Annotated in this window: 10 protein-coding genes; 3 read left to right on the top strand and 7 right to left on the bottom strand. The window is 65.6% G+C overall.

Features of this window, described 5'->3' with window-relative positions; translation table 11 throughout:
* Positions 1-237: 237 nt before the first annotated feature.
* Positions 238-1,410, bottom strand: coding sequence for a serine hydrolase domain-containing protein (locus tag AKJ09_RS27220; protein ID WP_146650703.1), 1,173 nt, complete (start codon positions 1,408-1,410; stop codon positions 238-240).
* Positions 1,411-1,524: 114 nt separating this feature from the next.
* Between AKJ09_RS27220 and AKJ09_RS27215 the strand changes: the two genes are divergently transcribed.
* From AKJ09_RS27215 to AKJ09_RS27205, 3 genes are all read left to right on the top strand, one after another.
* A complete protein-coding gene (locus tag AKJ09_RS27215) occupies positions 1,525-2,463 on the top strand; it encodes a LysR family transcriptional regulator (RefSeq protein ID WP_169927907.1) in 939 nt (312 codons plus the stop codon).
* Positions 2,464-2,613: 150 nt separating this feature from the next.
* Positions 2,614-3,150 carry a hypothetical protein gene (locus tag AKJ09_RS27210; protein WP_146650698.1) on the top strand — a complete coding sequence of 179 codons (537 nt, stop codon included), beginning with the start codon at positions 2,614-2,616 and terminating at the stop codon, positions 3,148-3,150.
* Positions 3,147-3,431, top strand: a complete 285-nt coding sequence (locus tag AKJ09_RS27205) for a hypothetical protein (protein WP_146650696.1) — start codon at positions 3,147-3,149, stop codon at positions 3,429-3,431. Before AKJ09_RS27210 ends, AKJ09_RS27205 begins: the two co-directional genes overlap by 4 nt.
* Positions 3,432-3,507: 76 nt before the next feature.
* Here the strand turns inward: AKJ09_RS27205 and AKJ09_RS27200 are convergent, their stop codons facing one another.
* The 6 genes from AKJ09_RS27200 to AKJ09_RS27175 form a co-directional block, all read right to left on the bottom strand.
* Positions 3,508-5,328, bottom strand: a complete 1,821-nt coding sequence (locus tag AKJ09_RS27200) for a hypothetical protein (protein WP_146650694.1) — start codon at positions 5,326-5,328, stop codon at positions 3,508-3,510.
* A gap of 103 nt (positions 5,329-5,431) precedes the next feature.
* Positions 5,432-6,745, bottom strand: coding sequence for a serpin family protein (locus AKJ09_RS27195; protein WP_146650692.1), 1,314 nt, complete (start codon positions 6,743-6,745; stop codon positions 5,432-5,434).
* 170 nt (positions 6,746-6,915) lie between these two features.
* Entirely contained in the window at positions 6,916-9,156 is a 2,241-nt protein-coding gene (locus AKJ09_RS27190; RefSeq protein WP_169927906.1) for a PQQ-dependent sugar dehydrogenase, read from the bottom strand.
* A 281-nt stretch (positions 9,157-9,437) separates the two neighbouring features.
* Positions 9,438-10,157, bottom strand: a complete 720-nt coding sequence (locus AKJ09_RS27185; protein ID WP_146650688.1) for a hypothetical protein — start codon at positions 10,155-10,157, stop codon at positions 9,438-9,440.
* Between the two features lie 218 nt (positions 10,158-10,375).
* Complete coding sequence (locus AKJ09_RS27180) at positions 10,376-10,930, bottom strand: hypothetical protein (protein ID WP_146650686.1); 555 nt, start codon at positions 10,928-10,930, stop codon at positions 10,376-10,378.
* A gap of 31 nt (positions 10,931-10,961) precedes the next feature.
* The gene (locus AKJ09_RS27175; protein WP_146650685.1) at positions 10,962-13,409 is read right to left on the bottom strand and encodes a hypothetical protein; all 2,448 of its coding nucleotides are present in this window, start codon (positions 13,407-13,409) and stop codon (positions 10,962-10,964) included.
* Positions 13,410-13,437 lie beyond the last annotated feature (28 nt).

Below are 13,437 nucleotides of genomic sequence, written 5' to 3'. Positions count from 1 at the left end.
CGGGTCGAAGGCCCCATCGACCCGGACGTTCTCGCGAGAGGGAAGCGGGGTCACTGAGCCTTCGGAAAACCGGGCAGAACGAGGCGTTGCAGATCGCCGAACCATTGGGCGACCATCGGATCGACAGCGAAGTCGAAAGACACTCCCCCGCCCGGCTTCCAAATCAAGAGGCCGCTCTGCGCCGCCAACGCGATGACGCCCAGCCACGCCTCGAGCGAAGGAGCCTCGACTGGTCTCTCAGGACCGTCTTTCGCCCGACGGCTGGTCGAGGATCGCCCGTTCGAGATCCGTCCGCAGCGCCCCTACCATGCCTTCGAAGGTCGTGTTCGTGAGGAGCACCGCGGAGACTCCCGCGCGCGGGTCGACGAACCACGAATGTCCATAGGCGCCGCCCCATCGAAAGCTCCCCGCGCTCATCGGAGAGTCTGCAGCGGCCGGATCGCGAAGAACGGAAACGCCGAACCCGTAACCCCAACCGTCGCCCAGAATCGGCGAGGTCAACGGAGCAATCTGGTCCGCCGTCATCGCATCGAGCAAGTGCTTCGGCGCGAACGGAGCCCGCGTTCGAATCGCCTCCAAGAAGCGCAGGAAGTCGCTCGCCGTCCCGACCAATCCTGCTCCGCCCGACGGATACGAGTCAGGCCGCAGCGCGCGTGACGGAGCGAAGGCGACGCCACCGTCGCCGAACGGAACGACCGTCCCGTCTTCGATGCGCGTCGGCTCGGGCGTGCCGTCGGCGTAGGGCGTTGCCAGGTCCGACATCTTCTTGGCGCCAAACGAGGTCGCCGTCATTCCGAGCGGGCCGGTCACGTACCGAGCCACGAGCTCCGGCAACGGGAGCCCCGACGCACGCGCCAGCACCTCACCGAGAACGTCATGCGCCAGCGAGTAGAGCCACGCCGATCCCGGCGCGAACTTCAGCGGCAAGCCTCCGAGCCGCGCCAGGTTCTCTTCGATGGAAAGCCCCGGCTGGTCCAGACCATCGGAGACTCGCGCGGCATGGTAGGGACCATCGCCGCGGGGCTCGAAGAAGCCGTAGCCCAAGCCGCTCGTGTGCGTCAGAAGGTGCCGAACGGTGATGGTCGAAGGGGCGTTTCCGAAGCTCGGCCGGAACTCCGGCAGCCATCGGGTGATGGCGTCATCCAGCGACAACACTCCTTGCTCGACGAGAATCAGCGCGGTGGCGACCACGATTGGCTTGGTGAGCGACGCATAGCGAAACGCCGTCTGCTCGCGCATCGGCACGCCCGCTTCGCGGTCGCTCGAGCCTACGGCGCGGTTCACGATGAGCTCGCCGTCCTTCGCGACCTTCACCACGGCGCCGACCACGCGCTTGTCCTTGAGTGCCGATTCCAGCACGCGATCCACACGCACGGCCACGTCTGCTTCGTTTCGTTGCGCGTTCATCATGACTTCGTCCTCCGCTTTCGAAGGACAGATTGGGGCTTTTGGGCCGGGTTCAGTAGCCACCTCGTGCGCAGTGCTTCATTGCCGTGGCGTCAACAATCGAGCACATTGGTTGACGTGGACGGCTTCAGCGAAATCGGTGTCTTCGTGCGCGTGGTCGAGGCCCGTGGCTTCACTCGCGCGGGTCAATCCCTCGGTCTCACCGCCTCGGGCGTGAGCCGCGTGCTGTCGCGACTGGAAGCGCGCCTCGGCGTGCGCCTCCTCGATCGAACCACGCGCAGCCTCGGCCTGACCGCCGAAGGCGCGGCCTACTACGAGCGATGCACGCATATTCTTCGTGAGCTCGAAGATGCGAACCTCGCGCTCGCCAGCGTGCGCGCCACCCCACGCGGCCGCGTGCGCGTGGATGCGCCGACCATCCTCGGTCGATTCCTCTTCGCGCCTGCGCTCCCGCAGTTTCTCGAACGCTACGCCGACCTCGCCATGGACCTGACGGTGCGCGACCACGTCATCGACCCCATCGCCGAAGGGATCGACATCGTCGTTCGCATGGCGGCGCTCCAGGAGAGCGAGCTCGTCCACAAGAAGATCGGCGCCGTGCGAATGCCCACGGTGGCTTCACCGGATTACTTGCGACGACGAGGGCGTCCAACCCACCCGAGCGATCTGCGGCGCCACGAGACGATCGGCTTTCTGGCCGGGGGCTTGCCGATCCCGTACCGCTTTCGAGGTGGTAACGAGCCGATCAACGTTCCACCGAGCTCGCGCTTGCACTCGAACAGCGTCGACGCGATCCGCCATGCCGCAGTCGCCGGACTCGGCATCACGCAGCTCATGGATGTGCACGTTCGCAACGACATCGCGGCTGGCCGCCTCGAGGTCGTCCTCGACGATCACGAAGCACCTCCGCGTCTGGTACACGCCCTCTTCGCGCGCGAGAAAGCGGCGATGCCGAAGGTCCGGGTCTGCCTGGAGTTTCTCACCGACTGCCTACGGAGCGGCGAGCGGGAACCCGCCAAAGGCAAAAGAGGCCGCCGACGCTCCCGGCCGACGTGAAACAGTCGCTTCGACGAGCCGCAACTGGAAACTCGTGTTTCCAGTTTGGACCCACAGGAGCCCGATGCAGTCGTCGCGGACTTGTAATTCGTTGTCTCCGTCGTGTCGGGTCGATTGCCCTCCCCCGAAAGTCTCTGCACCATCATGGGCATGAACCGCAAACACCTGATGGGCTCGCTCCTCGTCGCGGCAGTCACGCTGCTCACGACGGGCGCGTACGCGGACAATCCTCACGCCGCTCCGCATGCGAAGGCCGACGACGCCAAGAAGGGCGACAAGGCCGGCGCCGACAAGGGAAAGCACGACGGCGACAAGGACAAGAACGACAAGGCCGACAAGGACAAGAACGACAAGGGCAAGTCCGACAGCGATCGCGCCGGTCGCCGGGCCAAGGAGCACGAGGCGCAGCGCGAGAAGCTGAAGGGCTGGCTCAAGGGCGCCCCCGACGAGGCGGTCAAGCAGGAGCTCCGTCGCCATGCCGAGCGTCTCGCACGGCTCGATCGGATCAAGACCGTCGCGCAGGCCGAAAAGGACACGGCCACGGTCGACAAGGTCACCACGCTCATCGCGAAGGAAGAAGCTCGTCACGACAAGTGGGTCAGCAAGCACGCATCGGGTGCCGCTCCCGCAGCCGCATCGGGCGCCGCCCCAACCCCTGCCGCCGACACCAAGGGAGGTGCGAAATGAAGCGCGCCGTCATGATCGCCGCGGCGCTGTTCGCGCTCGCTGCGTGTGAAGACAAGAAGCAAGAAGCGAAGGTCGAAGATCCCGCCGCGAAGAACGCGCCCACCGCGGTCGCGTCGGCAGCCCCCGTCGAGACCGCCGCCGCGCAACCCGCGGCCGTCGCGATCGACGACGGCGATCTGGCGACGCCCGCCGACTTCGAAGAGACCGCCGAGAAGTCGATCACGAAGGCGAACTACAAGCAGGAGCTGGCGTCGCTCGAGACGGACATCGCGAAGGAATAATCGCGACGACGACGTGAAGGCGCGCGCCTTCTCCTCTTCGGGAGAGCGCGCGCTTTCGCTTTCGGCGCTCGATCGACTAACGCTTCTCGAGGGCCGCCTGGATCGCTTCGGCCGTCGGATTCGCGTCGCAGAGCGCCCGGTACTCCTCGCGGGAGGGAGGAACGAGGCTCGAAGTGACCTCGAGGAATTGCTCGGTCGGCAGAGCCACACGCGCTTCGTGCTCGGCGTCCACGGGCGGCGTCATCGACGTTCCCTCGATGAACGAATAGCTCGCGAGCGTGGTGCGTACACCGATGACGGCCCAGTAGCGCATGTGCGTCGCGTCGATCTGCGCGATCGGGACGATGACGCGGACGTCGGCGCTGGCGATCGGATCGCTTGCCAGCTTCGAGAGCCACTGGTCCGCCGCGCTGGCGAGCTTGTCCCACGAGTCAGGCGCGGGGTCGCCGGCACGTTCGAGCTTCGGCTTCATGCCGATATCGAAAGCGGCCACGATGTAGAGCCCGAAGAAGAGATCTCGGGCGCGGCGAATGCGTGCGCGCAGCGTCTCTGCTTCGATACCGCTCGACGAGACCGCGTGGCCGCCATCGAGAAGCTCGGAGCCATACGCGTCATCGAGCGCCTTCTCGAGGAAGACATACGAGCGTGCATGCCGAACATACACGGTCGCGAGCGGCTCCACCCGGAACTCCGGAACAGTGGGCATTGGAGGCCCCGACACATCGAAGGTGCCCGTCTGCTTCACGTGGGTTTCGCGATGCTGCACGAGCATCGTCTGGAAGGCCTCCTGCAGACGCTTCTTGTACCGCGCGGTGAAGCCGATCTTGCTTCGCTCTTCGCTCTTGTCGGTCACGAGGAGCGTCTCGAGCGCGAACGATTGATGCTGGTACCAGCCGTCTTCGGGCTTTGGCGCGAGGTCGACTTTGCCGTTCCGAATGGCGTCGACGAGGTCCTGCATCAAGTTGGCATTCGCCGGAACGCCGCCGGGATAGAGCTGCTCGAAGAGGTCCGTCTCGGACGAGCGCGAGGACGACAAGAACGCCGCGGGGCCAAGGCCAAGGCACGCCTGCGTGTCCGACCCGAGGCGATCCACGAGCGACGAATGAACGGGATTCGTCAGTCGTGAATACAGCGCGACGAGCGCTTCGTATCTCGCCTTCGTGTTCGGGTCGGCCCCGATCGCGCCGGCGAGAGCGCACGCGGCGTCACCCGTGGCGAGAGGGACCTGGAGAAAGCGGTCTTGACTCCAGATGGCACGGAGCTCGTCGGACCACGTGTAGAAGCCGATGGGCTTCGCGAGGGCGGCGTCGGCCGTGAAGCTCGCCGTGGCATTACCAACACGTCCTTCGAGGTCCGCAGGGACGTTCGCTTCGCCGCCGCCGAGACGAAGAGCCGCCGCCACGTACACCACCGCTTCGTCGGAAGCCGCCGATCGACGAGCCACGAGCTGTTCGAGGGCAAAACTCAGGATGGCGCGTTTCGGCGCGAGCGTCGGCGCGATGCCGTCCTGCACCGCGCGTTCGACACCGGCGTAGATCGTGTCGTCGAGCTGCTTGACGTACGTTCCGACGGTCTGCACGGACGGAACGGCCCCCCGATGCGCCGCAAGGTGTGCGGCGTGGCTCGGGAAGAGGACGGCGGCGTCTTTCCGTTCCCCGTCGTCGCGAAAAGACGCCACCTCGAAGCGAAAGCGCTTCGTCGAGTTGTTCACTTGGATGCCAATCCGATTCCTGAAGGTCAGCGAATCGTCGTAGGCACTGATGGGCGGAGCCGTGTCGTCGGCCAGCGCGGACTCCGACGGGTCCTTGTACGACACCGTCTCGTACGTATCGTCACGGCAGCCGACCGTCGCGAGCAGGAACAAGCCGACGACGAGACCCTCACGCGAACGAAGCATGGCCGCGCACCTAAGCATCGACCATGCCATCATCCAGGACGGCGAATTTCTCGAATCGCGTGCTCGGAAGGTGATTCCGAGCCATGACATCGCGATCCTGCGCTCAGCCACCCACGTAGCGACCCGTGAACAGGATCGTGCCCGTCATGGTGTCACGGATGAAGAACACGAACGGCTTGTCGATCGTGAGCTCGATCTTCTTGGGCGGTGTCGTGGTGCAGTCGCAAATTGCGTCGCCGATGACCGCGGTGGCGGCGGCGGCCTCCGTGCCCTCTTCGTCGACGCCGATGAAGGCCTGGTGAATGACGTCTCCGACCAGGAGGTGCTCGCTCTTCGAAATACCGGACAGATCGGCGGCGCCCGAGAAGAGGGTCTTCATTCCCTGTTTCTCGAGCGACTCCTTCAAGCTGAACGACTCACCTTTGATCTCGAACTTGGGAAGTTGGAGCGCGACGTAGGCGCTGGCAAAGGATGCCTCGATGCTCGCAATCTTCGCCGGGTCGAGCGAGGCCTCGAAGGAGGGAAGATCCGAAGGAAGAACGGCGGTGAACGAAAGGCCGCCATCGTACGGAAGATCGATCGCGCGATAGCCGTCGCCTTCGGCGTACGAAAACTCACTCTCCTGCTTCATCATCTCGACGGGCGCATCGCCGCTCGCGCCGTGGAACGTTCCGGGGGCGGTGGCGTCCTTCGAGAACTTCGCGGTCCAGCCGGCCTTGAAGTAGATCGCGTTCACGAGAACGAACCGGGTAATGCCCGAGATCGCATCTCCCCTGCCGATGAGGTCCTGGATCTTGTTCTCGGTTTCCCTCGAGACCCAGTCGTTGATACGAACGCGGGCCGCCTCGGCATCCTTCTCGAAATCGGTGAGGCGAACGCCCGCGCCGTAGTTGACCGCGAGGGTATCGAGGAACGGCGTCTCGAACGTCGTCTGCGGGGCACCCCACATCGAATCGACGACGTGGAGCGAGAGGGGCGACTGTGTGTCCGTGGCCTTCGGGCGCGCATTCAGAGCGAGGTCGAGCGCATTGATGGCAACGTGCACCCGATCGCGGGGCAACGTGAAGTGCATCGTCTTCGCCAACTCGTCGGCCGTGGCTCCCGCCGCTCCGGCGTACGTCATGCCCAGAGCCACGGAGATCGAGTACGGCGAGAAGAAGAGATTCTTGTTGGCGAAGAGCGGTGCGTTGCGGAGCGTGCCGTAGAGATCCGTCGCGAACTGCCTATTTCCATCACGCAACGAAACCGTCTCTTCGTAACTGACCTCGGGCGACGTATCTCGCGAGAGCCTGGACGACACCACCGTGACGTCGTTCTCGGGCGACGTCGATGACGAGGGCGACGACGAGCAGCCGGCGGCCACGGCGAGAATCGAAAGGAGCGCGGGGAGCGTCCAGGCTTTCATGACCTGCTTCATGACCTACCGCTCAGCAGAAATCATACCCAACTCTGCCGATCGAATTTTCGCGCACTTCGCTCGCATCCGACTCGCTCATGACGACAGCCCGAGCCGGGTTGTGCCACCTGGCACACCGTCATCGAGTTTCGACCGGCACACCATCATCGAGTTCCGACGGACGAACGAGTTCAGTAGCCGGTGCCTGAGCGAATCCAGTCCTCGATTAGCTTCGCGCCTTCGGCGTCGACCATGGTTCGACCGAGCGGTGGCATCCGAAGGTCCGGATCGGTGCTCTTGATGCGTGCCATCAAGATGGACCCATCGGGATTGCCCGGCTCGATCAGCGGCGCGTTGCTCAACCCGAGTCTCTCTGCCATGGGCGGGTTGTGGTGAGGGGCCCCGAGGAGCCCTCGGTCAGCGAGAGCGACGCCGGGCGATGCGTTCCACGTGTCTTCGCCGCCAAGGTAGCTCGCACCTGCGTGATGGCATGACGAGCAGTTGGCCGCGAGGTAGGAGCTCGCGCGGTCCGAGAGCGATGCCGTCGTATCCATTGGACGCACGAGACGCGGCAACAGCTTCGCGCTCGATCCCTGCTCGAACACCCCTTGGTCGACGAGCCGCGAGATCTGATCGGGGCCGTCGGCCGTGAGCTGCCGCCCGGTGAATCCCAAGATGCGGTTTTCCGTACGGTGGCACGACCAGCATTGGCCGAAGCTCGGGATATGCCAGCTTCGCGTCTGGCCGGCCGCGTCGTCGACGATCTCCTCGTCGCTTCCCGTGTACGAGAGCTCGGCGTCGGTGCCGTCGGCGTTCCATTTGTACGTGAGGCCGTAGGTCGTCGCGATCCCCACGATCATCACGCGCGTCTCGAGACGACGCGTTCGGCCGCGTGGCGTGACCGATGGCGGGAGCTCGAAGTTCTTCACGAAGAGCGTTCCGATGGGAAAGGTCAACGTGCCGTCCTCGGTGATCTCGACGCGCGCCCCCGCTGGGAGATCGATCCAACGTCCCTTCACGGCGCCGTCCGACCAGAGGGGCGACGCGACGTCGTAGGGAACGAGCGTCGAGGCGGGATCGAGCGTCGCGAGGTCGTTGAAGAGCGTCGTGTCGGAGAGGCGCTTCGGCAGCTGCTCTCGCACTGCATCGCGAACGAGCTTGGCAGCTCCCGTTGCGTGAAGAAGGTAGATCTCGCCGGCGTTGTCCTCGGCGAGCGCCATCGGAACGTGGTCCCATTGATTGTCGACCAGCGTGGTCCGCTTGGCTGCGCCCGTCGACTGGTCGAGCGCCCAAAGCCGGCACGACGGCCAGTCGGAATAGATGTACTTCCCGACGAGCTCCGGCATCTCCTTGCCGCGGTAAACGAAGCCTCCGAGGATCGCGGTGAGATCGCCCATCTCGGCGTGCGTGTAGACGTACTTCGGGTCGTGCAACGTCCCGATCACCGGCACGAGCGGCGAGCGAACGATGTCACCCTCGCGGTACGGCCACCCGTAGTTGCCTCCGCTGACGACTTCGTCGACTTCCTCGCGCCACGTGTCTCCGACGTCGCCGACCCACAGCGCACCCGTCTCGCGATCGAACGAGAATCCGAACGGGTTCCTGAAGCCGAGTGCGAAGAACTCTTCGAGGGTGTCGGCGCGGCCGACGAACGGGTTGTCGTTGGGGATGAAGTAGCCCGTCGACAATCCGCCTTCGGGTTGGCGCAGTGGGGCGTGGCTCGTGGTACCTCCACGCGAATCGACGTCGATTCGGAAGAGTCCAGCGAACAAGGCGCGATCGAGGCGTTGGTGATTCTCCGTATTGAGATCGTCGCCGTTACCGAAATAAAGAAACCCGTCGGGCCCGAATGCGACGCGCCCCGCGTTGTGCTCGTAGTTCACTTCGGCCTCTTCGAGGAGCACGAGCTCCGAGGCACGATCGAAGGTGCCACTCGACGCGCTCCACGTGAAGCGAGACAAGCGCTGCACCATGCCGTTCGCGTTGTACCAAATGTAGACGTACGGCATCGGCCCCGTGCCGTCGCCGAAGCGCGGGTGCAGGGCCATGCCGAGCGCACCTGCTTCGCTGATCATGGCGACGCTCGGCTCGAAATCGAGAACCTCGCGCGCGTTGCCGCCTTCGATCTGGACCACTCGCCCCGAGCGCTCGAGAGCGAAGGGCCCCGCGCCGCCCACCGTCGGCCAAACGAGCGCGCTCGGAAGGTGCAGCACGACGTTCGGGAATGCGTCGACGAGCGTGTAACCGTCGAGGGCGGGAACCGAGAGCGGGAACCCATGCGCGCTGCTGGGTGGCGTAACGCCCGACGGCGATGGAGGCGGCGTCGACGGCGGCACCGCGCCGGGCGGCGTCGGATCGGGGGCATTGCCCGGTGGGGTCGCATCGTCCGATCCGCATGCGGCAAGCAGCAGCGCGCACGTGAGCAAGGACATAGGCGCGTACGCAATTCGGGCACACGGACGAGAAGGAAACGCGTAATGGCTCGGCATGCTCGAGCCATGCGAGGCTGCAGCGAGCATGCCGTTAACGCGTCGCCGCGTGCCTCAGAAACCTCGACGGCTTCGATTGGCGCACGCGCACGCGCACGCGCAAGGGCGCAGGGCGCAGGGCATCGAGCCACAAAAAGCAGAACGCCCGGTCGCGATGACGCGGGCGTTCACTCGAGCGATCGACGTCCGGGACGGGACGTTGGGCTGCGAGCCTTAGAGAGAACTCACTTCGCGGGCGGGTTCTTGAAGGCGACCTTGTCGGCCGCGGGCTCCACGACTTCCATCTTCTCGTACGTGAGGACGCCGTTGACGGGGTCCGAAACGAGCCCCGTCGACGCCTTCGAGAACGTGAAGCCGTACTTGCCCGTGATCTTGACCTTCGCGTCCTTCGCCGGAAGCGGGAACGGAACGTCGACGCTCCAAACCTCGTCCTTCACGAGATCCTTCGCCGGGTCCTTCACTTCCTTGAGCTTGTTGTACTTCTCCATCGCGTCGTGGACGGTGGCGAAGTTCTTCGCCCAACCGAGCACGCGGATGCGCGGCTTGTCGGGGCCGGCGCCCTTCTCGTCGGCGATCCAGAACGAGGGGATCTCGCTCACGCAATCGTCCGCGTCCTTCTTGCCGACCTTGTGGATCGCGCAGGACGGAGCGTCGGTGATGTTCTCCTGGACGATGTAGCCGGTGAGGGTGATCGCGTTCTTGGTGACGTCCTTGTCGTGGATGCGCGAGCGGAGCTGATGCGAGGCGCCGGCGACGGTGTACGAGTCACCGACCTTGATCGGCGCAGCGTTGAGCACCGGCGGGGTCGGCAGGCTCGGCTTGCGCCCCGACCAGGCGGGGGCCGCCTTGTACGGTTCGTCCGAGTTTCCGCAGCCCGAGGCCAGGAGGCCGATGGCGGCGGTCGTGAGCACGAGGGCGAAACCGAAGCGCGGCGAAGTACGCATGGGGCGGAAGGAATACCATGGGTGAAATCGGCCCGACAAGCGGGGCGAGCGAGACCCATCGTCCGGGCGGCTTTACCGCCTCCTACAGGCTGGATGATCGGCCTTGGCGTGCGTCGACGACCGATAAATCCAGCGGAACTGGCGCTTATCGAGGTTCCGACGTCCGCAGGGCCGCGCTCCGTCTCCTCCGCGTCCTCGAACGGAGATCGGACTGAGATTCAAGCCCGCGCGCGGAGCTCGACGAAGGCCTCGCCGAGCCAATCGAAGAACGCCGCGTCGTACGGAGGCCCTTCCGGCCAGTTCGTGCGAATGCGCTGTGTGAGCTCCGCATCCCAGCTGACGAAGGTGTTCACGAGGTCGTCGTGGACCTTACGCGCGGAGTCCACCTCGCGCGCGGCGCCGGACTTCGTGCCTTCCTCGAATGCGCTTTCGCAGACGTAGAAGTTGCACGTCGCCGGCCTTCGCGTGGCAGCGATGGTGCAACCTGACGAGCCGTCGTGGAACGTGCACTTCGCGATGCGCGGCGAGCGAATGTCCGCCGTCACCCGCCCCTTCACGCGCTTGAGATAGAGCCCGTATTCGCAGCGGACGAGGTGGCCGTTCGCCACCTGCTCGACGAGCCAATCACGATCGCCATGCGCGACGATCCGGCCGATGTCCGACCAGTCCATTCGCGGCGGGGCCACGCAGCACCCCGCCGGCGAATGAGGACACGACGCACAAAGGGAGGAGAGGATGTGCGTATCGGGCCCGACGACCGTCAACCGAAGCATGGCGCGGGTATAGCGAACCCGCGCACGAGCGTCACTTCGGGCCAGGCGCCTTGAGCGCGCACTTGCCGGCGATGCACTTCTGCTTGGGGTCGCAGCAGTCCGCGTCGACCGAGCACTTCTCGAACTCCTGCACGCAGGTCGCGCCCGGCGGCTTGTCCTGGCAAACGAGACCACTGCCGTTGCCCGAGTCGCGGCAGAAGCCGTTGCAGCACTCATCGCCCGATTCGCACGAGCTGCCGTTCTGCTTGCACGGGTCGACGGCCCAGAAGCCGCGCGCGTTGCCCGCCTCGAGCTCCTGACCGGGGAGGTAGAAGCCCGGGTGGCTGGGATCTCCGACGACGGTACCCGCATTCGCGTCAATGGCCGCGACCCACAGCTTCTTCTGCTTGCCGCCACCGTCGCCCTTCGCGCCCCACGGCTCGCCCGTGAGAAGGTTCCCGTACATGCGGCGCGAGGTGAAGACGACCCAGTAGTAGCCGCCAGACGCGACGGGGTTCACCGTCGGCTGGTAGCTGAGGCGGCTATCGTCCGGATGGAGCGTGTTCTTCGGGCCACCGATGCCGTTTGCGTTGTCGAGGCGGACAGCGGCCTGGCTTGCCGCGTCCTTCGCGATCCAGAGCTCGCCCTGGGCGGAGTACCACGTCGAGATCTGGCAGTTGTTCGTCTTGTCGCGGAGCGGCGTGTAGGTGCCGTCAGGATCCGGCTTCGCTCCCCAGTTGCCGCAAAGCGGATGGTTCACCGTGTTGTGGAAGATCACGGCCTTACCGTCCGGCAAGAAGCTCGGCCACGCCGGATACGCCTGCACGCCGTTCGGATCCGCGGGAACCGGAGCGCGATAGATCTCGCGAAGCCCAGAGAACGCGTACGGACCGTTGGCTGCGCACGTGGTCGAACCGGCGGGCGCGCCGCAGGTGAAGTCGAACACCGCGAGCGTTCGACCGGCTCCCGGGGCAACGCCGGCCGAGGCGTTACCTTCCCAGAAGTTGAAGACGACCTTACGGCCGTCGGGCGCGAACGCAGGCGTGACGGCGCTCTGCACGGCGTTCGAGAACGTCGGCGCGGGGATCTCCTTGCCGTCCGAGCGTTTGAACAGCTTCGAATCGCCCGCCGTGTAGGCTTCGCGCGCGAAGCGCGAGCTCGCGAGCGCGAACGAGCCATCCGGGTACGGGGCCGACCAGACGAACTTGCGGTCCTGCGTCGGGTCGCTGATGCCGTCGTAGACCGTACGCGGCTTCGTCGTATCGGTCAGGCTGTACGAGGCACCTCGCGCATAGTTACTGGGAGGATTCTTGTCCTCGAAGCCATCTTGCGCCCAGAGCGTGGAGCCGTCGGCCGAGACGCTGTGACAGACGTGGCACTGGCCGCGCTGGCTCTCGATGGCGAGCGAGGGATTCGGGTCGCGCGGCTTGATCGCGATGACCGCACCGATGGGCGCGCCGCCCGACGTCGCGGTCGTGAAGTGAGAGTCGTACGAGTTGTAGTAGACCGTGCCCTTGAGCACGCCCGCAGCGACCTTCCACGTCCGGGTGATCGGTCCGTAGACCGTGCCTCCCGCGAGGATCTTCACTTCGAGCTTGAGGTCGTCGCCCTGGTTGCCGCTCGTCGCCGCCGCCCACGCCGCGTCGTCGATGCGAACGCGCTTGAGCGTCGCCGGATCGTTGTTCGTCTTGGTGAGCGCGTACGTTCCCTCGAACGTGAAATTGCTCTGCGAGAGCTTCACGTAGACGCCCGCGGCGTTGTCGTGCGTCGTCTCCCACATGACGAGCGGCGGGAGCAGGCCACGCGGCCAGACGGTCTTGTCGTACGGGTAGAGGAAGTCGAGCTCGGAGGTGGGTACCGCGGTGCCGGTTCCCTTGAGCTTCGCCACGTCCGCGTCGGAGAGACCGACGCCGAGCGGCTCGCCGCCGACGCCGCCGAGACCACCGAAGCCACCCGTCGTGGGCTGGCCGGCAGGACCACCGTTCTGCGTGTTGGTGATCGTGACCTTGACCTTGGCGTTGCCCTCGCGAGCCCCGTAGCGGGCGGTGACGATGCCTTCGCCGACGTTCTTGCCGCTCGCCGTGAAGACGCCGCCGTTGTCGACGGCGCCGAGCTCGCCGCGATCGAAGAGCCAGGTCGCGGGGACCTGCTGGCCGTTGTACGACGCCTTGAAGGTCACCGGCGCGTTCACCGTGACGGTACCGTTGACGATCGTGACCGCAATCTCGGCCTGGGGCGGGTCGAGGATGAGGGCGCCGAGCGCGTCGGGATCGGCGTCGGACGCCGAGCCATCACCGCCGGTGGGGTCGAACGTTCCGGTGGGCTCGTTCGACCCAGCCTCGTCGGGGCCGGGGTGCGGGAAGGTCGAGCCGTCGCCATCCGAACCACAGCCCGCCTGGACGGCGGCCGTGACGATGCCGAGCACCCCGACCGCAATCAAGGTCGAGAGGGTGCGGTTGCGGCGGTTGCGGCGATCGAGAGCTGAAGCCGATGTACTCATCCGTCCGCCAATGTATGCCCGCTAAGTT

The sequence above is a fragment of the Labilithrix luteola genome, from assembly GCF_001263205.1.
GTDB lineage: Bacteria > Myxococcota_A > Polyangia > Polyangiales > Polyangiaceae > Labilithrix > Labilithrix luteola.
Note: the sequence above shows the minus strand (reverse complement) of the source record. Positions and strands in the feature narration are given on the sequence as shown.